Origin of the sequence: Methylobacterium crusticola (assembly GCF_003574465.1) — a bacterium.
Taxonomy (GTDB): domain Bacteria; phylum Pseudomonadota; class Alphaproteobacteria; order Rhizobiales; family Beijerinckiaceae; genus Methylobacterium; species Methylobacterium crusticola.
In genome coordinates this window covers 40,961-61,894 of record NZ_QOWC01000020.1, presented here as the reverse complement: position 1 = coordinate 61,894, position 20,934 = coordinate 40,961, and the positions used below count along the sequence as shown (strand labels likewise).

The following is a 20,934-nucleotide window of genomic DNA, read 5'->3' as shown; positions in this document are numbered from 1 at the left end:
AAAATTCCCGAATGAAAAAACCCGTCAGGCTCGGCCTGGCGGGTTTTCGCGTTCTCGCGGCCTCCGAGCGCGCGCGGGCCGCGGACCCCGGGAGGGGAGGGGGCGGACACCCCGTTGCGCCACCAGGCCGCCGCCCGCGACGCGGAGGCCCCCGACCCGCTCGTCGGGGACTCTCTTCACGGGCGCCGGAGCCCTCATCTGCGCATCGATCAGCGGGCAAGCCGGATCCGTCCCGCCTCGAGCAGTGGCTCACGAGGTCGCTGGGGGCGTGCTCGAGCCGGCGCAGGTCGGTCGACTTGGGGCGCACCTCGCTGAGACGGTCCAGGGCGAGCGCCTGCACCTCGCCGCAGGTGACCCTCCTCGTTCACGAGGACGAGCATCGTCCGGATGCTGCCCGAGAGATAAGCCGAGCTCGCGGCAGCGGCGCCGGAATGTCAGCCGGGCGACGGCGTCGACGCTGTGGCGGCGATGGCCGGAAGGCGAGCGGGGCGGCGCGGGCGGCACAGCACCCGATGACGTCGCAACCGCTCGCTGCTCGAGGTTCTTGATTGTGCCGCGCTTTCTGCGACGAACCCGTACCCGCTTCGTCGGAAGATGCTCCAGCGCGGCATCCGGTCGGGCCGCAACCGTGTGCCGCGCCGAAGGCCTCGTCGCACTCCGCGCTCCGCGGGACGATCGCGCGGGGCCGGCGCCCTGTCGGCCACGGCGGACGACGGCGGTCCCGCCTCACGCCCCCTCGTCGGGCGCGCACGCCGCCCGGGCGGCCTCCTCGGCGTCGACGATCGCTTGGGCGATCCGCACGATGAGGTCGTGGCGCGCATCCTCGATGGCCTGCTCGGCGGCTCCGCGCGCGGCCTCGGCGAGGCGCGCGCCCTCGTGCGCGACGATCGTGCGGGCGGTCCGGATCGCGTCGGCGTGGGGCTCGTGGGGACGGGGCATCGGATCGTCTCTGCGGACTGGCCGTTCGGCTGCGGCCCGAAGAACGCCGCCGGGGCGGGAACGGATCCACGGGGCGCCCCGCCCGGCGGCCGCGGAACGGTTCTCCCCTGCCCGGCATTCCCAGGCCCCGCCCGCGCACCGGCAGGCCCGGTGCCCCCGGGCGGCACTTGCAGCCGGGGGGGACTGGGAGAGGGCGCCGGATGCCGGCGCGGCGCGCAGCCTCGTCCCGCCCCGGGAGGAAACGATGCCGAAGCAGGAAGCCCTGAGCCCGACGATGCGGGCGGAGTGCGCCCGGGCAGGCCGCGTCCTGCTCGACCGCGCGCTCGGACGCCTGGGCCGGGAGGACCGCGAGGCCTTCTGGTCGGCGGTCGACAGCCTCTACGCCCCGCCCCGCCCGGCGGACGGGTCCGCGCCCGCCGCGGCGGCGCGGCGCTAGCCCGGAGCGCGCCCGGGCGCGCCGGTTGCCGCCGGGGTCAGAGGCCGAGGCCGAGTTGCCGCGGCCCCTCGGCGGGCCCGTGCTCGAACGCCGAGAGCGTCACGCCGATCAGGCGGACGCTGCGCCGCAGCGGGAAGGCGTCGGCCAGCAACCCGAGGGCGACCCGCTCCAGGGCCGCGCGGTCCGCGACCGGGGCCGGCAGGGAGCGGGCCCGGGTGATCTGCGCGAAATCGGAGAACTTGAGCTTCAGGGTCACGGTCCGGGCGCGCATCTCCTTGGCCGCCGCGGCGTCCCAGACCTTGTCGAGGATCGGCCGCAGCCGCTCGGAGAGGACCGGGAGCGCCGTCGCGTCGTCGGGAAACGTGCTCTCGGCGCCGAGCGACTTGCGGATGCGGTGGGCCCGCACGGGCCGGTCGTCGATCCCGCGGGCGACCGCGTGGTAGTAGGGCCCCGCGCTCCCGAAGGCCGCGACCAGCTCCTCCAGCGGCCGCGCCTTGAGGTCGCGACCCGTGAGGATGCCGAGGCGCCGCATCTTCGCCTCCGTCACCGGGCCGACGCCGTGGAAGCGGCCGATCGGCAGGTCCTCGACGAAGCGCGGGCCCTGGGCGGGCGTGATCACGAAGAGCGCGTCGGGCTTCCTGTAGTCGGAGGCGACCTTGGCCAGGAACTTGTTGTACGAGACGCCCGCCGAGGCGACGAGGCCCGTGCGCGCGAGGATCGCGGCCCGGATCGCCCGCGCGACCTCCGTCGCGCTGGCCAGGCCCCGCCGGTTCTCGGTGACGTCGAGGTAGGCCTCGTCGAGCGCGACCGGCTCGATCAGCGCCGTATGCTCGGCGAAGACCGCCCGGATCTCCTCCGAGATCGCCCGGTAGGCGTCGAAGCGGGGCTTGACGAAGACGAGGTCGGGGCAGAGCCGGCGCGCGGTGGCGGACGGCATGGCCGAGCGCACGCCGAAGGCCCGCGCCTCGTAGCTCGCCGCCGCGACCACGCCCCGCATCCGCGCGCCGCCGACCGCGATCGGCCGCCCGCGCAGGGCAGGGTCGTCGCGCTGCTCGACGGAGGCGTAGAACGCGTCCATGTCGATGTGGATGATCTTCCGGACCGGGCCGGCCGGGGCATCCTGCGGGGAACCATCCGTGCTCATCGCGCGTCTGCGGGCCGCTCGCGTTCTTGGTCCGTTCCAATTGTGGGCCGCCGCCCGCCGGGGTCAAGGCCGCCCGTGCCGTCATCCACGGCTCCAGAGCGGGGGAGAGAGGCCGCCCCGGAGCGCGCGGCGCGTCAGGGCGGCACATCGCGCCCGGGGCGGCGTTCACCGGCCGGCAACGCCGCGGCCGCCAGGGTGGCGCGTCCGCCTGATATGCCCCAGCAGGGCGGCGGACCGGCGGGCCGGGCCGCGCGGGAGCCGCGAGCGGGCCCGGCCCGCGGCGATCAGGCCGGCCCGCGGATCGTGATCAGGGTGACGGCCCCGTGCTGGAGCCGGCGCGGCGTGTGGCCCTCGCGGGCGAGCGCCTGCATGGCGATGTCCCGCGGGTCGCGCATCCCGGCCTGGATCGCGTCCTGGATCCGCACCCGGAGCGCCGCCTCCTCGCCGAGGTTCATCCGCCGCCCGGCCTCCCGGAAGGCGGCGTCGATGTGGGCCTTGGCGGCGAAGGCGAGGCCGCGGGCCGCTCCGCTCACGTTCACCGGCCGCCCTCCGGCGCCCCGGCCCCGGGCCCCGCCGGCACCGGATCGGCCGCGGCTCCCCGCCGCGCCGTCCGCCGGCGACCGGCCCGCGGCCGGACCCGCCGGGCCGCAGTGTTGGCCGGATGCAAAATATCCGGTGAATCCGCGCTGCTGCCCGTTGACTTGGTCTGGTCCTCGCAACACCTCTGTCTTGCTTGCATACAGGTAAGAAGATGAACGACACTGAAGCACCTGCCGTCGCTTTGATCGATCTCGCGAGCGACATCGTTAGCGCCTACGTCTCGAACAACAACGTGCCGGCGGCCGAGCTCCCGGGCCTGATCGTGTCCGTGCACGCCTCGCTGGTCGCCCTCGGCCAGCCGGCGGCGGCCCCGGTCGAGGATCACAAGGTCACGGCGGCCCAGATCCGGAAGTCCATTACCCCGGACCACCTGATCAGCTTCATCGACGGCAAGTCCTACAAGTCGCTGAAGCGCCACCTGACCTCGCAGGGCATGACTCCGGCCGACTACCGCCAGAAGTTCGGCCTCGGCCACGACTACCCGATGGTGGCGGCCAGCTACGCGGCGCAGCGCTCCGAACTCGCCAAGAGCATCGGCCTCGGGCAGCAGCGCCGCAAGGCCGTCGCCGCCCAGGACGTGGCCGCGGAGGCCACCGTGACGGAGGCGAAGCCCGCCCGGGCGAGGAAGTCCAAGCCCGCCGCCGCCGCGGCGGAGTAGGGTGGAACAGCCGAACCCATGGCGGCGGCAGGATGCCAAGCGCATCCTGTCGCTGCGGGGCGTGCTCCTCGTCGTGGTCGGCGTCGCGATCGGCGTCATCGGCCTCTTCTTCGCCGCGGGCGACCTCGTGCTGAGCTGGGGCCTCGAGGCGCCGACCTTCCGCTGAGCGCGCGGCCCGCAGGGTGCGGCTCCGCGCGCGCCGGACCTCACGGCGCGACGCGCAGGCGCAGCCTCGCCGGCCTGAACCCCCCGAGGACGGCCCGCAGGTGCCCGTAGATCGGGTGCCCGAGGAGCGCCACGCCCGCGAGCCAGCCGCCGAGCGCTCCCGCCGCGGCGAGCGCCGCCAGCGGCAGCCCGGGATCGAAGCCCCGCCCCGCCCCGGCGAGCAGCGCCGCCGGAGGGATCGCGGAGGCGCAGGTCACCAGGGCGCTCGTGCGCAGGGCGCGGGCGAACTCCCCCCAGCGCGCGTCCAGGCGGCGGCGGATGAGGTGCATTACCACCAGCACCTGCAGCGGCAGCGTGACGAACAGGCTGAGCGCGAGCGCCGCCGGGCCGAAGGCGGCCGCCCCCACGACGACGAGGCCCGAGACCGGCAGGCTGATCAGGCTCGACGTCAGGGTGTCGCGCAGCCCCCCGGAGGCCACCAGGATCGGCCCGCTCAGGATCGCCGCGAACGGGATCGCGGTGGCGAGCGCCATGGTCTGCACCAGCGGCACCGCCGCGAGCCACTGCTCCCCGAGCACCAGGCGCACCACCGGCCCGGCCGTCATGGCGATCAGGACGAGCGCCGGCCACTGGATCACCGCCACGTAGGACAATCCCGACAGGTAGGCGCGGCGCAGCGCCCCCCGGTCGCCGCCCTCGGCCGCGAAGGCCGGCAGCACCACCCCGGCCACGCTCGCGAGGATCAGCCGCTCGGGCAGCTGGCTGATCACCTGCGCGCGGGAGTAGAGCCCCACCGCCTCGACCGGGCAGAAGCGCCCGAGGACGAAGATCGGCAGCAGCTCGTAGGCCCGGTTCAGGAGGTGCGTGCCGGTCATGTAGCCGCTGAACCGCAGGGTCGCGCGCCACTCGGCCAGGCAGGGGCGGAACATCCAGGGATCGGGCCGCAGGCCCGTGGCGACGGCGGCCGTGGCGAGGCCGCTCGCCACCGTGGCCCAGGCGACGCTCATGAAGCCGAGGCCCGCCAGCGCGAGCGTGACCACCACGATCGCGAAGGTCAGGGCGCCCGCCACGTTGGCGCAGGCGAGCGCCCCGAACGCGAGGTCGCGCCGCATCAGGGCCATCCGGGGGGCGGCCACGGGCAGGAAGGCCAGCGCCAGGGCGAGCACGAGGAGGTAGGAGGCGAGGCCCGGCTGGCCGTAGGCCGCCGCGAAGGCGGGCGCCGCGGCCACGAGGCCGGCGGCGAGCAGGCCCGAGATCAGGAGCAGGATCGTGAAGGCGGTCCGGGCGCTCTCGCGGGTGATCTCCCGCTGCTGGATCAGGTAGGTGGTGGTGCCGAAATCCCGCAGGGACTCGATCACCTGGAGGGCGGCCGTGCCGATCAGCGCCACCCCGACCTGCTCGGGGGTCAGGAGGCGCGAGATCGCGGCGGTCTGCACCAGGGTCAGGATGCCGATCAGGCCGCGCTCGCCGGCGGCCAGGAGGACCGCGCGCCGGACGCCGCTCATCGGCCCTCGCCGGTGCCGGCGCCCGCCGCGGCCCCGGCGAGGCCGGCGGGCCGGTCGGTTCCGCCGTCCCGCACGTCGCCGATCACCCGGCCGGGCACGCCGACCACGAGGGCGAAGTCCGGCACGTCCGCCACCACGACGGCGCCGGCGCCGATGAGCGCGCCCCGCCCGACGTAGAGCCCGGCCAGGATCGTGGCGCGCGAGCCGATCGAGGCGCCGGCCCCGATCCGCGTCGGCGGCGTCGGCTCGCCCTGCGGCGCCTCCTCGTCCGTGACGGCGACGCCGTGGCCGACGAAGACGCCCTCGCCGAGATGCACGTTGCCGCACAGGACGCTGTGGGAGGAGACCTTGCAGCGCGGCCCGACGCTGCTGCCCGGCCGGATCTGCACGAACGGGCCGATGCGGGCGCCGGCGCCGATGCGGCAGCCCCGCAGGTCGACGAGGTCCGGATGCGTGATGATGGCTCCGTCCTCCAGGGACACGTCGGTCGTCGGCATCGCGCTCATGGTCTCCGCGGCGGCCTCCAGGCTGCCATCGAAATCCTAGGGATGGCGGGGAGGGCCAGCAGCTTAGGCTTTCGATCCGTCCGGCGGGCGGCGCGGTCTTCGGGCGTACCCGCACGGTGAGCCGGCGGGGGCGGCGGGCCGCAGGAAGGCGGCCTGCCGCCTCCTTCGGAGGGGGCCGGGCGGCGCGACCACCGCCTTTCGTGCGATCCGCTGGCCATCCGGGCGAGGCGGCCTCCCTCGTCGGCGCCGAAGGCGGGCGGCGTTACGTCGTTCCGCGGCGTTCTGCAAGCCCGGACGTGGCCTTAGAAATTCTCGGCGAGGCGGTTGTGGCGGGGGATCGCGGTCCCTACCGGCAGGCCGTGACCACCACCAGCACCCGCGTTCCGGGACCCCCTCCCGCCGCAGGTCGAGCCCGAGAGAGCGCGATCCTTGCTGAACAACCCGATCTGGACCGACCCGTCCCTGGCCCGCCACGTTCGGGACGACGCGCCGGAGGGGCGCGCCCTCGAGGTTCGCGACGTCCTCGCCTTCTTCAGGCGACGCCGCGCCCGGATCCTCGCCTGTGCCCTGGCGGGCGCCGCGCTCGGGGGGCTCTACACGCAGCTCACCCCGGCGCTCTACACCGCCCGGGCGCAGCTCGTGATCGACTCCAAGATGCCGCCCCTGTTCGCCGAGCCGGGGGGCGATCCCCGCGCCGCCCTCGACACCGGCCAGATCGCCAACCAGGTGGCGATCCTGAAGTCCGAGAAGGTGGCCCTGATGGTCATCGGCCAGCTCGGCCTGCGCAACGACCCGGAATTCGGCGGGGCGGCCGCCCGGCGCGGGTCCTGGCTCTGGGCCGTGCAGGAGCGCCTCGCGCCGGTCCTCGCGGGACTGCGGAGCCTCCTGCACCGCGGCGACAGCGACGCCGACGGCCGGCCCGGCGCCAGCCTCGAGGCCGAGCGGGCGCTCATCGACACCTTCAACGCCCGCCTCGACATCCGCCGCTCCGGCATTGCCTACGCGCTCGACATCGCGTTCACCTCGCGGGACCCGCAGAAGGCCGCCACGATCGTCAACACCGTCGTGGAGGCGTTCCTGCGCGAGAAGATGGAGGCCCGCGTCGAGGCCTCCCGCTTCGCCACCGACTGGCTCAACGAGCGGGTCGACCGCTTCCGCGCCCAGATGAACGCGGCGATCCGGGCCGTGCAGGAGTTCCGGGCCACGCACAATTACCGCATCCGGCGCCGCAGCGACCGGCGCGAGGAGGCCGACGCCTCCGGCGGCGGCCAGGCCGCTCCCCCCCGGGTCGTGGCCCCGGCGGACGACGAGCCCGGCACGCTCGAGGAGCTTGAATCCGCGGCCGAGACCTCGCGCAAGGTCTACGAGAGCCTGCTCGTCGTCATGGCCGAGGCCATGCAGCGCCAGAGCGCCCCGGTGCTCGATTCCCGGGTGATCACGACCGCGACGCGCCCGCTCCACCGCTCGTCGCCGGGCCTGCGCATCACGGTCCCGGCCGGGGCCGCGGCGGGGGCCGGCCTGTTCATCGGCATCGGCCTCGCCGGCCTCCTGCTCGACGGGCGGACGCGGACGCGGCGCCAGCTCCGGAGCGCGACCGGGCGCGACTGCATCGGCTGGATCACGCGGCGGCGCCCGCGCTGGGGCCGGGTGCCCGCGGGCGGCGGCCGGCAGGGACTCGACCCTGCCGAGCAGGCGCGGCTCTGCGCGGGCCTCGTCGACGGCCTGCAATGGACGCGGCTCGCCCTCACGGCGGCCGGGCACGCGGCACCGGTGCGCAGCATCGGTCTCGCGGCGGCGGTCCGGCCGAGCGGGCCCACCAAGGCCATGGCGGCGGTCGAGCTCGCCCGGCTCTACGCGGCGGCCGGATCGCGCACGCTCATCGTGGACGCCGAGATCACCGATCCGGTGATCAGCCGGACCTTCGCGCCGGACGCCGTCTCCGGGCTGTTCGAGGCCATGAGCGCCACGGGCACCCGCGGCCCCGTCGAGTTCGGCCGCATCGAGGGCCGGGCCGGCGAGATCCTGCGCATCGAGGGCAGCCGCCACGAGGGTGGGCGCCACGAGGGCGTGCGGCAGGAATCCTGCCGCAACGAGGCCTGGCGGCGCTCCGTCGTCGCCGTCGGCGACGGCTGCGACCTGCTCCCGCTCGTGCTCGACGGCCCCGCGCCCTCGCTGCACTGGCTCGGCTCGCCCGCCATGGAGGCGCTCCTCACGACGCTCCTCGGCACCTACGACGTCCTCATCGTCGACCTGCCGCCGGTGGGCGCGACGCCCGGCATCCTGGCGCTCGCGCCGCTGCTCGACGGCGTCGTGATGGTGGCGGAGTGGGGCCGGACCTCGACCCAGGCCCTCGGCGAGGCCTGCGCCACCCTCGAGCAGTCCCGCGCCCGCATCCTGGGCTCGGTGATGACCGAGGCCGATCCGGGCGCCACCAACGCGTGAGCGTGCTGCACTGCAACATCAAACCCCGCGGCACGGCATTGCGCCGAGCGCCGCGGGCGAACCCGTCTCGGGCAAGCCGCGGATCCGCGCGCCCGGCTGGGCGTCAGCTAGGCACAATCTGCATGCGATAGCGGCAATCCGGCGCCGATCCATCGCCCGCATGTCGACAGCGCATAACGCAACTGCGGCAACGGAGATTGCTGCGGCGCAGCACGATGGCCATCTTGCGGGACAGGGAGCCGCAGAGCTCCCGCATCTCCAACTCCGGAATGTGAGCCATGGCCTCTCTCGCGCCGACCCCCGTCCCGTCCCGCTCCCAGACCGCGCCCGCCGCCAAGCCGGGCCTCCTCGCCGAGATGCTGCGCCTCTGGGCCGCGCACAACCGGCGCCTGCTGGAACTCGGCGTCCAGCCCCTCTGACGCTTCCCGCCCGGCGCCGGGCCGCCGCCGCTCGACGGAGGCCCGGGGTTCCGGCGCGAGCGGGCGCCGCCCTCGAGCCTCACGCTCCCGGCGGCCGCGGCCCGGCCAGGCGCGCGACGATCGGCGCCGCGAGGGCGTGGTAGAGCCCCTCGGGGCAGACCAGCTTCGAGGTCGCGTCCGCGATCACGGCGGTGATCATCAGGGGGATCACCAGGGCGTGGTTCTCGGTCATCTCCGAGACGATCACGAAGGCGGTGATCGGCGCCTGCAGGACGCCCGTGAGGTAGGCCACCATGCCGACCAGCACCAGGGCGCCGACCGGCACGTCGGCGAAGAGCCGGGCGAACTCGGCGCCCAGGCCCGCCCCGACCGCGAGCGAGGGCGCGAACAGGCCGCCCGGGATGCCGCTGATCGACGACAGCGTCGTGGCCACGAACTTCGCCGGGGCGAACCACGGATGCGTGTCCGAGGTGCCGTGCAGGAGCGCCTTGGCCTGCTCGTAGCCGGTGCCGTAGGCGTGCCCGTCCGTGGCGAGGCCGCAGAGCGCGACGCCGAGGCCGCACAGGGCCGCGAAGGCGACCGGGCGCGCCGCGACGAGGCGCCCCGCCGCGCCCGGCAGGCCGCGCCCGACCGCGATGACGATGCGGCTGAACAGGCCGCCGAGGAGGCCGCCGAGGACGCCGCAGACCGGCACCACTGCCCAGGCCCGGCCGAACGGCAGGGTGTCGCCGGTCGAGCCGAAATACGTGTAGTTGCCCACGAGGGCGAGGGAGGTCAGGCCCGCCGCGATGATGGTGCCGAGGACGAGGCTCGAGGTCTTCGACTCGTAGGCCCGACTCAGCTCCTCGATCCCGAACACGATGCCGGCGAGGGGCGTGTTGAAGGCCGCCGCCACCCCGGCGGCGCCCCCGGCCAGGAGGAGGCCGCCCTGCCGCTCCGGCGCGAGGCGCCCGGCCGCCGCCATCAGGGCGGCGCCGACCTGCACGGTCGGGCCCTCGCGGCCCGCCGAGGCGCCGCACGCGAGCCCGAGGGTCATCACCACGATCTTGCCGACGGCGACCCGGAGCGAGACGAGGCCGTGGCGCGCGGCCGGGTCCTCGATGTGGCGCGCCGCGATCACCTGCGGGATGCCGCTGCCCTGCGAGTTCGGAAACACCGTCCGGGCGAGGAGCGCCGCCAGCGCGAAGCCGAGCGGCGTCAGGCCGAGCGCGATCAGGGGCGACAGCGCCAGGACCGCCCGGAACGCCGCCTGCGCGGCGTCCGCGAGGGCGGCCATCATGACGGCGGCGCCCCCGACGGCGATGCCGCCGATCAGGAACAGGGTGCGCCGGGTCCAGACGTCGAGGAGGCCCCGGGACGACCCCGAGAGACGCCCCAGCAGATCCCGCACCCGCATCCCGCACCTCGCTCCCGTGCCCGGCCCGCCCGCACCTTGGACGAAGACGCGGAGAATGCGAAGCTCGCGGGCGGCAAGGCAAGGCAAGGCAAGCCGCGGCTGCGCGGCAGGGCAAGGCGAGCCGCGGCTGCCCGGCAGGGCGCGGCGGGAGGAGGCGGGATGCGGGTGCTCGTGGTGGGGGCCGGCGCGACCGGCGGGTATTTCGGGGCGCGGCTCGTGGCGGCCGGCCGCGACGTGACCTTCCTGGTCCGGCCGGCCCGGGCCGCGCGGCTGGCCGCGCACGGGCTCGTGGTGCGCAGCCCCCTCGGCGACCTGCACCTTCCGGCGCCCGCGACCGTGACGGCGGACGGGATCGAGAATCCCTTCGACCTCGTGCTCCTGAGCTGCAAGGCCTACGACCTCGAGGCCGCCGCCGCCGCGGTGGCGCCGGCCGTGGGGAGCGGGACGGCGGTGCTGCCGATCCTCAACGGGATGGCGCATCTCGACGCGCTCGACGCCCGCTTCGGGCCCGAGCGGGTGCTCGGCGGCTCCTGCGCCATCGCGGCGACCCTGGGCCCGGAGGGCGAGATCGTGCAGCTGAGCGACCTGCACGCCCTCACCTTCGGCGAGCGGGACGGGAGCCGCTCGGAGCGGGTCGGGCGGATCGCCCGCACCCTGGAGGGCGCCGGCTTCGCGGCCCGCCTCAGCGACAGGATCCTGCTCGAGATGTGGGAGAAGTGGGTGTTCCTGGCCGCGCTCGCCTGCGGCACCTGCCTGATGCGGGGCGCGGTCGGCGACATCGTGGCGGCGCCCGGCGGCCGCGCGCTGATGCTCGGGCTCCTCGACGAGTGCCGCGGCGTCGCGGCGGGCGAGGGCTATCCCCCGCGCGAACGGTTCTTTGAGAGCAGCCGCGGCACGCTGACGGCGGAGGACTCGGCCTTCACCGCCTCGATGCTGCGCGACATCGCCCGCGGCGCGCCGATCGAGGCCGACCACATCGTCGGCGACCTGATCCGCCGCGGCCGCGCCGCGGCGCCCGAGCAGGCCCTGCCCCACCTCTCCCTCGCCTACACCCACCTGAAGGCCTACGAGCACCGCCGGGCCCGGGAGGCCGCCTGATCCCGGCCGGGGGGCGCCGGCCGCCCGTTGCGGGATGCCGGCGCCCCGCCGCGGGGTGCCGGCGCCCCGCCGCGGGGCCGGCTTGCCGCGGCGCGCGCCGGGGTTAAGCTGGCGCCCCGCGGGCGGCCACCCCGCGGGCGGGCATGGAGCGCGTTGCGATGACGGAGAGCGGGACGGCCCTCGATGCCCCGGCGGCGCCGCGCTGCCAGCAGACCACGCTGTCGGATTTCGGGACCTTCTTCGAGGAGCAGCGCCGCAGGCGGGAGGCGGAGGCCAGGGCGGAGGAGGGCCCCTCCGAGCCGCTCACGCCGGAGGATTCCCGGCGCGTGGCCCTGCTGCACGGCATCGCCGCGGAGGTGCTGCACGCCGCCACCGAGCAGCTGGCGCCCCACGGCGTGCTGGTGGAGCGCGGCCCCTCCCTGCGCGGCCGCCCGGATTTCGAGCAGGCCTACTGCCAGTTCATGCTCATCAACCGCAGGTCCGGGCGCGCCTCGGCGGTCTACGTGATGAGCATCACGGATGCGGGCTACTTCCTCGCGAGCGCCTGCGACCCGCTCCTCGACCACGACCACGACGACCGGCAGGTGACGCACAGCGCCGCGAGCGAGCTCACCTGCGACATCGTCGCCCGGGTGGTGAAGGACGCGATCCTGCACGTGGTCTGACGCCCCGGCGCCGGCCCGGCGCGCGGGACCGCGGCGCCTCTCCCGCACCCTCTTGCGCACCCCCTTGACCCCCGCCGGCTCGGGGCGCAGCATGCCCCGTCGAGTCGATCTCGAGGAGGGTCCGCCATGCGATCACAAGGCCGCAGCTCCCCCGCGACACGGACCGATGCCGGTGACCAGGACACGCCACCGGACCGGTCGCGACAGGGATAGTGGCTCCAGGGCGGGCCGGATCGGCGCGGGGCCGCGGATGCGGCCATCGTTGAGAACCGTGCCATTGGCGACAACCCGAACCCTGGAACGTGGACCCTGCCTGCAAGGCCCGTCGGTCGTCGCCGACGGGCTTTTCGCGTCCGGGCTCCCGCCCGCGGGCCGGGCGTGCTAGGGCTGAGGTCGGGGGCGCGTGAGCGAGGGACCTGATGGCATTTGACAGACCACGCCGCGGCAGCGATCCGCGGCAGGCCGCCGAGGCGGCGTTCAAGGCCGTGACCCGCAAGGCCCCGGAGGCGGCCCCCGCCCCGGCCGCGCCGGCGCGGCCCGTGCTGCCGAACGCCCGCGAGATGGTCTCGCTGCGGCTCGACCGCGAGGTGCTCGACCATTTCCAGGCCGAGGGACCGGGCTGGCAGGACCGCATCAACCAGGCCCTGCGCAAGGCCGCGGGCCTGTAGGGCCGGGCCCGTGGGGCGTCGTCTCGCCCGCGCCGCCTGCGCGCTGCCCCTCCTGCTCGCCGGGCCGGCGGCGGCCCAGGGCACCGTGAGCAACCCGTTCGCGTCGAACCTTCCCTCCCGGCCCCTGCCGGCGCCGCCCGGACCGGGCGTCGACGGCGCCCGCTACCCGGCCGCCGTCGCGCCGCGCTACGCCGGGCGGCCCGCGGGCCTCGCCCGCCGCCTCACCTGCCTCGACCAGTATCGCGCCAACAAGCAGGCGGGCACCGGCAACGGCGGCCAGCGCTGGACCCAGGCGGGCGGCGGGTACGACGCCGCCTGCAACCGCCGCCTCGGCCGCTGAGCGGCCCCGCTCCGGACGCGCTCGATCCCCGGACGCGTGCAACCCCCCGCCCAGGAGCCCCGCGCGTGACCGCTCCCGCCCTGCACGGCGTTTTTCCCTACCTGGTCTCTCCGGTGGATGCGGACGGGCGGGTGATGCGGCCGGTGCTGACGCGCCTCGTCGAGCACCTGATCGCGGCCGGCGTCCACGGCCTGACGCCCCTCGGCTCGACGGGCGAGTTCGCCTACCTGACGCGGGCGCAGAAGGAGGAGGTGGTCGAGACCGTGGTGGCGGCCGCCCGCGGCCGGGTGCCGGTGATCGCGGGCGTCGCCGCCACCAGCACCGCGGAGGCGGTGGCGCTCGCCCGCAGCTTGATGGCGCGGGGGGCCGACGGCGTGATGGCGACGCTGGAGGCCTACTTCCCGGTCTCGGACGACGGCATCGCGGCCTATTTCGGCGCCGTCGCGGCCGCGGTGGACGGGCCGGTCGTGCTCTACACCAACCCGAGCTTCCAGCGCGCCGACCTGTCGCTGCCGCTGATCCGGCGCCTCGCACGGGTGCCGAACATCCGCTACATCAAGGACGCCTCGACCAACACCGGCCGGCTGCTCTCGATCCTGACCGAGACCGAGGGGCGGATGCAGGTCTTCGCCGCCTCCTCGCACATCCCGGCCTGCGTGATGCTGCTCGGCGGCGTCGGCTGGATGGCGGGCCCGGCCTGCCTCGTGCCGCGCCAGAGCGTCGCCCTCTACGCCCTGGCACGCGCCGGGGACTGGGCCGGCGCGATGGCGCTCCAGCGCCGGCTCTGGCCGGTGAACCAGGCCTTCGCCCGCTACCAGCTCGCCGCCTGCATCAAGGCCGGCCTCGCGCTGCAGGGCTTCGAGGTCGGCGCGCCGATCCCCCCGCAGGCGCCCCTCGACGCGACGGCCCGGGAGGACCTGCGGCGCATCCTCGCCGGGGTCGCGGACCTGGCCCCGGGCGAGGGGACGGCGCCGGGCTGAGCCCGCCTCAGGTGAGGAAGCGCTTCGTGAGGAACCGCTCCCACAGGAGCCCGATCACGATCAGCGCCCCCGACAACAGAACCACGTAGGACCGTGCCACGCTCTCGCCGTAGCCCGCGTAGAACGCGGACCGGAACCAGACGATCAGCTGCATCATCGGATTCCAGGCAATGGCGTCGTAGAGCACCTGCGGGAGGCCCTCCGGCAGGTAGAAAACACCGCTCAACCCGTAGAGAAGAATGATGACGAGCACGAAGCCGATCTGATACGGCGGGAAGACGGTTGCGATATTCGCGTTGATAACGCCGATGCCAATCGCGAACAGGATCGAGGCCAGGAATGCGAGCGCGGCTTGGTAAGGATCCACCGGCGTCGCATCAATCCCAAGTGAGAAGACGATGAGGAACGCCAACAAGATGCTCATGCATGCCGTGCAGAACTCAACCACCATTCTGGACATTAGCAAATCAAGAACTTTGACTTGCGGAAAATAGATGAGCGGTCGACCCGTTCCAATACATTCCATGATCTTGCGTGACATGTACTGAAAAACGATGAACGGCGTGACTCCCGTGAGGATGAACAGAACGAGGCTGTCGCCCAGAGGCGTCGGCATGTGGCGGATCGCCATCAGCGTGAACAGCACGACGATGTGCGCGCAGGGCCACATGACGGCGATGCTGTAGCCCCACATCGTCCGGCCGAAGCGCGTGCGTATGTCGCGCAGGATGAGGGCGGACAGCACCTGCAACTGGACTTCGATGATGGAGGAGGATCGAGATTGCATTGCCCATACCCGTCGCCCGGCGGCGGTCATCGCCGACGGAATGCCGCGGCCGCTCTGCTGCACGAGCTGCCCCATCCCATGCGGGTAACGGCTGTTTGAGACCAATCGGAGGCGCTGTGGAGCGCGGCGCGTGCGGCCAGAGGATGCGCGCCGCCGCGCCTTTCCAGCAAATTGCTGCGGTGAGGGTTCGAACCTTCCGGAAGTGCAGGTTGATGCGGCGCTGCCGCATGAGTCGTCTCGCCGCCAGGCGGGAGTTGAGGATCTGGCGAGGGTACGGGTATATGCTCTGCGGCCCCGACCCTGAGGCCTGTCTCCTTATGAGTGCGAGGCTGGTAGAGCGATGGACGATATTGCATATTTTTCAGATTATGAGGTTGTTAGGCAACATGACAGCAATATATCAAAGCTAATATATCCAATAGATAGTGTCAATGAGATTATTATTTCAAACACTGATATATCAGGTCAAGCAACAATGGTCGTCCAAGACGACGCTCCTGTCAGCGAGATCAACTTCGCTGCGGCCGGAAAGACGCTCCATGGAGAAACCGCGCCAATCGGTTTTTTTACTGCCAGTAACATCACTCTTCGTGGCAGTGGATATATCTTCAAAGATGGAAAATTGCTGAATCGTTCCAGTATCATGCTGCCTTACGTCGATGGCATGATCAGGGAGAGCCGCCGCAACGATATTCTGCCGAATCCAAAGCTCAATGACAAACGGATTGAGGAGCCGGTATTGATCATTGTTGCTGAAGCACCTCTGATCTACGGTCATTGGTTGCTGGATTATATTCCTCGGCTTTGGCTTGCCAAAACATATCTAAAGAAAGATATCGCGGAGCTCAAAATACTTTTACCATTACTCACGCCGCCATGGGCCTTGAGAATGATGAAAGATCTATTCTCATATTCCGATGAGAATTTTATATTCTACGACTACTATCAGGATAATCTTCAGATCGACCGAGCAGTGATTCCCACAATGCTTCATCGCGCGCATTTTTTCCATCATATGATGAATGAATTTGTTAATTATTCAATACAGCAGGCCAGGAATGCTCAGGGTTACACCGAAGATTGTAGCGGAAATATTTACATATCTCGCCACAAACAGAGACATACAACGAGCAGTACAAGGCGTTACCTCAAGAACGAAGATCTAGTGCTAAAAACGGTTGAGGAGAAGGGATATAAAATAATCTGTCCAGAGGAGTATGATTGGCTGCAGCAGATTAATATATTTTCGAACGCACATAAAGTAATCGGAGAGGCGGGATCTGCACTGCATAACACGATATTCTCACCAGGCGGCGCATTCGTCGGCACCATACCACCAGTGAATTATGTCCAAATATCTTTGGCTGGACTTCGCTCACATCGTCTTGCGTCGTTCTCGACGCGAGATCAAAGAAACTCCGATGGTGAGATCGAGTACGACATCGATCTTGAGCGATTTCATCGGTTCCTCGATTGGATACAAGAAATGTAAGTTGGATCGCGTCGTGTCCAAGCCGGTTGAAGGCGCGCGAGGGCCGTCTGTCGTCGCGCGGCAACGTGCGGCCTTTGCGCGATGTCCCGCTTCGCCGTCCCGACCTCGATCCGACCGAGTCCATCTTCGCGGCGTTCAAGGCTCACACCGACGGCGCGGCTGGCACCGCCACGGTTCCGTGGGCGACGATCCGACGAGGCCCCACCTGCATCATACGGCGGGGATGCCGAGACAGCGTCGCGGCGGGACTGAAGCCCTGGAACGCGCGCTTCCAGGCACAGGGGGTTGACCATGATGGTACGCACTGCGATCAGGCTTCCTGGTGTGATGCGTTCGCCACGCTGGCGCAGTTGCGAGGAGATTGCGACATCATCAGGGGTCAACCAAGCAATTGTGTGTCGGCGTATCCTGGCGTGATATGGATCGGTTGGATTGCAGTACAAGTGCCTGATTCTTTATCTTGGGGAGGCATTTCCTCGCGGCGTATTTTCAGATATCTAGTTGATTGAATCGTAGCGCGGGCCAGCACCGACGTAAGATTGGAAGCTGATGGATAGGCAATGAAGCACCTGATCGCATTTCCAGATTTAATTTATAATGGCGGCGGTTACTACGACGATGTCGTCAGTATCGGCGACTGTTTTCAATTGAACCATTTGTCGCCGTCTCCCGCTAAGCTTGAAGGCGTTTTGTTCAAGAACGCGACGCGGCCTGCGGCCGATTTCAACATATATGGCAGTACCGAAGAATTCAGGACGCAGGTCCGGGATAACAATAACTATATTGCAAAGACGCATCAGGTCGCGCCGCAATCAATCGCTCTTTCGATTGAAAACTGCTATCTCTACAAAGGCGTCATATATCGTCCGGCTCATGAAGGTCTCGATGTCCTGCATGAAACTTACAGAAGTAATGATAGAGCTTGGACGCACCATTTAGACTTCGAAAATGCGAATCCGAATGTCAGTGTTACTCTCGACGACAGTTCACGCATCTATTTATATATTGGATCTGTTGGTAGCAGCAATTATGGACACTGGCTTATAGACGATTTGCCGAGAGGTAAGTATCTGCAGCAGATCGAGCATCCGTGTACGGTTGTACTTGATAGCTTTGGGTCTGCAATCGACGCCGTCAAAACTGAGTCTCTTCGCTCGGTCATATCCGGTGCCGAAGTCGATTTCAAATTCGTCAGCCCAAATGACGTCGTGCATTTTCCGACGCTTCATTACGTGACGCCTGTCAGCTTCCATCCATTCATTAAAAATAGATTTGCAATGGATTTCGCTCGATCAATTGCAGAAGGGAGTAAGCCTGCCAACCCGTCTCCGAAAAAGCGGTTGTTCGTCGAACGCGACGCCGCACGTTACCGCCGGCTCCTCAACAATTCCGACGTGGCTTCTCTGCTCGAAGGTTTGGGCTTCACTATTGTTGATCCAGAGAAATTGAGTTTTCATGAACAAATGAACTTATTCGCTGCGGCTGACGTGATCGTGGGCGTGATGTGTGCGGCAATGGCGAATACGATATTTTCGCCTCCAAAATCCAAGATCATATATCTATCTCCGATTGATTGGTATGAGCCCTTCTACTGGGATCTGGCGGCCACGATGTCGCACGATTACCACGCGATCTACGGGGCGCGAGAAGGTAAGGTGCCCGAGCCATTTTTGGATGATTTCGTGATTGACGTCGACGTGCTGCGTCAGGTTATTGCCTCCGTGCCGTAGAGGCGGCGCGACTGTGATGTCCGACCTGACCGATCCTGCTCTGAGGAACATGAACAATGGAACGACCCGAAGTCATCCAGCCCATCATCGATCTGTTTCCGGCCGCGCGGTATCTCGAAGTTGGGGTGAGTCAGGGTGTAACATTCCATGCCCTCCGGGCGGGGACGAAGGTCGCCGTAGATCCGAACTTCCTGTTCCAGGTTCCGGCCTCACCGACGGCGGACGGGTCGCACTACCACAGCTGTACGAGCGACGCGTTCTTCGCGCAGTACGGCAAGGGCCCGAAGTTCGATGTGATCTATCTTGACGGCCTTCATACCTACGAGCAGACGCTGCGGGATCTGCTCAACTCCATCGTCCTGCTCAACGACGGTGGCGTCATCATCATCGACGACGTGCTTCCCAATTCCTACGAAGCCGGCCTGAGAGATCCTGACGAGTGCTTCGCGATCCGACGCAAGTTCAACAACGCGGACAGCGCCTGGATGGGCGACGTCTACAAGCTCGTCTTCTTCGTCGAATCCTTCATCCAGCAGTTCGATTTCCGCACCATCGCGGACAATCATGGTCAGCTCGTGATGTGGCGCGGTGTCCGAGATCTCAGCAACACGACGGACCGGCTGCTGTCGGAAATTTCCGATTACGATTACTCGGACTCTGTGCTGAACAGGGATGTGTTCCGGGTTCAATCCTATCGCGAAATCTTCGATCTCGTCAAAGGCGCACGGTAGCCGGCGCGACCGGAAGGCGCCCGGCACCGCCCGGGCGCTACCGCACGAACAGCCCGAACGCCCGCGGCCCGTCCGCGGTCCTCACCGTCGCGGTCACGCTCAGGCCCGCGACGTCGATCACGCTCAGGGTGTTCGACTCCCAGTTGGCGACGTAGACGCGCCGGCCGTCGCGGCTCGCCTGGATGCCCTCCGGGTAGTCGCCGACCGTGAGGCGGGGGCCCGGCGCGAGGGTGGCGGTGTCGAAGGTGCTGACGGTGCCGCCGTACTGGTCGGTGACGAAGGCCCGGCCGCCCGCGAGCGCCACCGCGTAGGGGCGCTCGCCCACCGGAACCCGGGCGATCTCGCGGCGCGCCGCGAGGTCGACCACCGAGACGTCGTTCGAGCCGACATTGGCCGCGTAGGCGCGGGCGCCGTCCGGCGCGACGGTCACCCCGAAGGGCCGGGTGCCGACCGGGATCACCGCGACCCGTTGCCGCGTCGCGGTGTCGACCAGCGAGAGGGCGTCGTCGTCGCGGTCCGCGGCCACGAGCCAGCGCCCGTCGGGCGTCGCCGCGAGGCCCGAGGGCGAGGTGCCGACCGCGATCTCGGCCTCCACCGCGAGCGTGCCGGGGTTCACCTGCCACAGGCGCCGGGCGTACCAGTCGGCGACGTAGACCGCGCCGCTCACCGGGTTCACGCCCACGCCGAGGGGGCCGCCGCCGAGCGGCACCGTTCTCTCGACGCGGCGCGCGGCGGCGTCGATCACCACCAGCGCCTTGCCCTCCGGCGCCGTGACGTAGGCGCGGCTGCGGTCGGGCGAGAGGGCGATGCCGGCCGGGGCGCCCGGCACCGGGATCGTCGCCACCACCCGCAGGCCGTCGAGGTCGATCACGTCGACCGCGTCGGCATTCTGCGCCGTGACGAAGGCCTCCTCGGCGCGGGCCGGCCCGGCCGGGACCGGCGCGCCCCCGGCCAGGAGCGCCAGGAGGAGCGCCCGGCGGAGCAGGGTCCGGGCGCGGACCGGGCGGCGGGGCCCGGCGCGGCGCCGGGCGGGATCCGGGCGGGTCACGCGCCGGACGCGGCCGGTCAGGAGCCGCCCTTCTCGAGCCGCGCCTTCAGGCTGTCGAGGCCGGCCCGGTACAGCCCCGAGACCGCCTTGACGGCGGCCTCGTCGTTCAGCTCGGGCGGCGGGTCGTTGTTCATGTAGCCGCGGTAGAACGCGCCGTCCCACGCCACCCGCGACCCGCCGCCCTCGGCCGGCTCGACCTTGATCGTCGAGGAGTAGTTGTTGACCGGCAGCACCTTCACGTCGACCTTGTTGATCCGGTACGACAGGCTCCGCTGCTCGGCCGAGTACTTGTAGAGCTCCTCCTCGACCGTGGCCCCGCCCTTCAGCGTCAGGGTGCGGGTGGCCTTGACCTCGTTGCCGCCCCGGCCCTCGGTCTTCTCCACCGGCGGCAGCCAGCTCATGTCCTGGAAGTTGCCGACGACGGCCCAGACCTTGTCGGGCGCGGCGTTGATGGAGACGGTCTCCTCGACCTTCTTGCGGGTCGGGCCGTGCGCCTCGGCGGCGCGGGGCGCCAGGGCGACGACGAGGGTCGTCGCGGCGACGAGGGCCGCCGTCGCGACGGCGCCCGCGGACATGCGCTTCATATGGGGTGTCTCCTCTCAGGCATCATCGACCGCGAGTCCCGCCGGCGTGAGGGCGGCCTCGACCTTCGCGGCGATCCAGTTCCAGGCCTCGCGCTCGGCGGGCCCGGCGGTCTTCGTGATGGCGGTGCGGTGGTGGCGCAGCTCCGCCAGCACCGCCTCCGGGGGCAGCCGCTCGAGCCGCGTCGACAGGATCGCGGCCTCGAGCACCGCCGCCTGCGCCCGGTTGTAGCCGAGGAACGGCCTGTGGCCCTCCGCGTGCACCACCCGGCCGCGGAAGCGCGGCCGCACGGGATCGTCCCAGTGCTCCACCACCTCGAGCTCCATGTGGCCGAAGGCCGCGGCGAGGCGCGGCACCGGGATCGCGCGGCACGGCACGGTCGCCCAGTCGCGCCGGCCGGTGACGCAGCCGGCGATCACCCGGACGTCAGAGGGCGCGGCGGCCGCGAAGTACGGCACGCGCTCCAGGTTGGGAATCGTCGGCGAGGGCCGGAACGGCGCCACGACGTAGTCCTCGCCCTCCCTGATCAGCCCGAAGGGCACGAGGTGCAGGTCCCCGCCGGGCGCCCGCGTGGTGACGATGGTCTCGAGGATCAGCGGCACG

General features: G+C 70.5%; 23 protein-coding genes. 13 read left to right on the top strand and 10 right to left on the bottom strand.

All coding sequences use genetic code 11. From position 1 onward, the window contains the following. Positions 1–726: 726 nt before the first annotated feature. Positions 727–939: a hypothetical protein gene (locus DT057_RS12895; protein ID WP_128562505.1), complete on the bottom strand. Its 213-nt coding sequence runs from the start codon at positions 937–939 to the stop codon at positions 727–729. Between the two features lie 244 nt (positions 940–1,183). Here DT057_RS12895 and DT057_RS12890 point away from each other — a divergent pair, with 244 nt between their 5' ends. Further along, positions 1,184–1,375 (top strand): hypothetical protein, encoded by a 192-nt coding sequence (locus tag DT057_RS12890; RefSeq protein ID WP_128562504.1) that lies wholly within the window; start codon positions 1,184–1,186, stop codon positions 1,373–1,375. A 37-nt stretch (positions 1,376–1,412) separates the two neighbouring features. Here DT057_RS12890 and dinB read toward each other — a convergent pair whose 3' ends face one another. Then, entirely contained in the window at positions 1,413–2,519 is a 1,107-nt protein-coding gene (dinB, locus tag DT057_RS12885) for a DNA polymerase IV (protein WP_128562503.1), read from the bottom strand. Between the two features lie 284 nt (positions 2,520–2,803). Beyond that, on the bottom strand, positions 2,804–3,058 hold the full coding sequence (locus tag DT057_RS12880; protein ID WP_128562502.1) for a hypothetical protein: 255 nt from the start codon (positions 3,056–3,058) through the stop codon (positions 2,804–2,806). 212 nt (positions 3,059–3,270) lie between these two features. Here DT057_RS12880 and DT057_RS12875 point away from each other — a divergent pair, with 212 nt between their 5' ends. After that, on the top strand, positions 3,271–3,777 hold the full coding sequence (locus DT057_RS12875) for a Ros/MucR family transcriptional regulator (RefSeq protein WP_128562501.1): 507 nt from the start codon (positions 3,271–3,273) through the stop codon (positions 3,775–3,777). Between the two features lies 1 nt (position 3,778). Continuing rightward, positions 3,779–3,943, top strand: coding sequence for a hypothetical protein (locus DT057_RS35475; protein ID WP_162501389.1), 165 nt, complete (start codon positions 3,779–3,781; stop codon positions 3,941–3,943). Positions 3,944–3,983: 40 nt separating this feature from the next. Here the strand turns inward: DT057_RS35475 and DT057_RS12870 are convergent, their stop codons facing one another. Both DT057_RS12870 and DT057_RS12865 read right to left on the bottom strand, forming a co-directional pair. After that, complete coding sequence (locus DT057_RS12870; protein ID WP_128562500.1) at positions 3,984–5,447, bottom strand: oligosaccharide flippase family protein; 1,464 nt, start codon at positions 5,445–5,447, stop codon at positions 3,984–3,986. Next, positions 5,444–5,944 (bottom strand): acyltransferase, encoded by a 501-nt coding sequence (locus tag DT057_RS12865; RefSeq protein ID WP_128562499.1) that lies wholly within the window; start codon positions 5,942–5,944, stop codon positions 5,444–5,446. Before DT057_RS12865 ends, DT057_RS12870 begins: the two co-directional genes overlap by 4 nt. 438 nt (positions 5,945–6,382) lie before the next feature. Between DT057_RS12865 and DT057_RS12860 the strand changes: the two genes are divergently transcribed. Next, entirely contained in the window at positions 6,383–8,395 is a 2,013-nt protein-coding gene (locus tag DT057_RS12860) for a Wzz/FepE/Etk N-terminal domain-containing protein (protein ID WP_128562498.1), read from the top strand. A gap of 278 nt (positions 8,396–8,673) precedes the next feature. Then, positions 8,674–8,814 (top strand): hypothetical protein, encoded by a 141-nt coding sequence (locus DT057_RS35470; protein WP_162501388.1) that lies wholly within the window; start codon positions 8,674–8,676, stop codon positions 8,812–8,814. A 79-nt stretch (positions 8,815–8,893) separates the two neighbouring features. Here DT057_RS35470 and DT057_RS12855 read toward each other — a convergent pair whose 3' ends face one another. Beyond that, complete coding sequence (locus DT057_RS12855; protein ID WP_128562497.1) at positions 8,894–10,210, bottom strand: chloride channel protein; 1,317 nt, start codon at positions 10,208–10,210, stop codon at positions 8,894–8,896. Positions 10,211–10,369: 159 nt separating this feature from the next. Here DT057_RS12855 and panE point away from each other — a divergent pair, with 159 nt between their 5' ends. The 5 genes from panE to DT057_RS12830 all read left to right on the top strand — a co-directional run bounded on the left by panE (position 10,370) and on the right by DT057_RS12830 (position 13,961). Beyond that, on the top strand, positions 10,370–11,308 hold the full coding sequence (gene panE / locus DT057_RS12850) for a 2-dehydropantoate 2-reductase (protein WP_128562496.1): 939 nt from the start codon (positions 10,370–10,372) through the stop codon (positions 11,306–11,308). Positions 11,309–11,466: 158 nt separating this feature from the next. Next, a complete protein-coding gene (locus DT057_RS12845; protein WP_128562495.1) occupies positions 11,467–11,973 on the top strand; it encodes a hypothetical protein in 507 nt (168 codons plus the stop codon). Positions 11,974–12,392: 419 nt separating this feature from the next. Continuing rightward, complete coding sequence (locus DT057_RS12840) at positions 12,393–12,641, top strand: BrnA antitoxin family protein (RefSeq protein WP_128562494.1); 249 nt, start codon at positions 12,393–12,395, stop codon at positions 12,639–12,641. A gap of 10 nt (positions 12,642–12,651) precedes the next feature. Continuing rightward, positions 12,652–12,981: a hypothetical protein gene (locus DT057_RS12835; RefSeq protein ID WP_128562493.1), complete on the top strand. Its 330-nt coding sequence runs from the start codon at positions 12,652–12,654 to the stop codon at positions 12,979–12,981. A 65-nt stretch (positions 12,982–13,046) separates the two neighbouring features. Beyond that, a complete protein-coding gene (locus tag DT057_RS12830) occupies positions 13,047–13,961 on the top strand; it encodes a dihydrodipicolinate synthase family protein (protein WP_269153030.1) in 915 nt (304 codons plus the stop codon). Positions 13,962–13,968: 7 nt separating this feature from the next. Here the strand turns inward: DT057_RS12830 and DT057_RS12825 are convergent, their stop codons facing one another. Then, entirely contained in the window at positions 13,969–14,811 is an 843-nt protein-coding gene (locus DT057_RS12825; protein ID WP_238313456.1) for an ABC transporter permease, read from the bottom strand. Between the two features lie 277 nt (positions 14,812–15,088). Here DT057_RS12825 and DT057_RS12820 point away from each other — a divergent pair, with 277 nt between their 5' ends. The 3 genes from DT057_RS12820 (at position 15,089) to DT057_RS12810 (ending at position 18,701) form a co-directional block, all read left to right on the top strand. Beyond that, positions 15,089–16,240: a glycosyltransferase family 61 protein gene (locus DT057_RS12820; RefSeq protein ID WP_128562492.1), complete on the top strand. Its 1,152-nt coding sequence runs from the start codon at positions 15,089–15,091 to the stop codon at positions 16,238–16,240. A 560-nt stretch (positions 16,241–16,800) separates the two neighbouring features. Further along, on the top strand, positions 16,801–17,970 hold the full coding sequence (locus tag DT057_RS12815; RefSeq protein ID WP_128562491.1) for a glycosyltransferase family 61 protein: 1,170 nt from the start codon (positions 16,801–16,803) through the stop codon (positions 17,968–17,970). Positions 17,971–18,026: 56 nt separating this feature from the next. Beyond that, complete coding sequence (locus DT057_RS12810) at positions 18,027–18,701, top strand: class I SAM-dependent methyltransferase (RefSeq protein WP_128562490.1); 675 nt, start codon at positions 18,027–18,029, stop codon at positions 18,699–18,701. Positions 18,702–18,738: 37 nt separating this feature from the next. Here DT057_RS12810 and DT057_RS12805 read toward each other — a convergent pair whose 3' ends face one another. The 3 genes from DT057_RS12805 to DT057_RS12795 all read right to left on the bottom strand — a co-directional run bounded on the left by DT057_RS12805 (position 18,739) and on the right by DT057_RS12795 (position 20,933). Continuing rightward, positions 18,739–19,686 carry a YVTN family beta-propeller repeat protein gene (locus DT057_RS12805; RefSeq protein ID WP_407068102.1) on the bottom strand — a complete coding sequence of 316 codons (948 nt, stop codon included), beginning with the start codon at positions 19,684–19,686 and terminating at the stop codon, positions 18,739–18,741. An 80-nt stretch (positions 19,687–19,766) separates the two neighbouring features. Further along, positions 19,767–20,333, bottom strand: a complete 567-nt coding sequence (locus tag DT057_RS12800; RefSeq protein ID WP_203236260.1) for an SRPBCC family protein — start codon at positions 20,331–20,333, stop codon at positions 19,767–19,769. 15 nt (positions 20,334–20,348) lie between these two features. Continuing rightward, positions 20,349–20,933, bottom strand: coding sequence for a DUF447 domain-containing protein (locus DT057_RS12795; RefSeq protein ID WP_128562489.1), 585 nt, complete (start codon positions 20,931–20,933; stop codon positions 20,349–20,351). Between the last annotated feature and the right edge of the window lies 1 nt (position 20,934).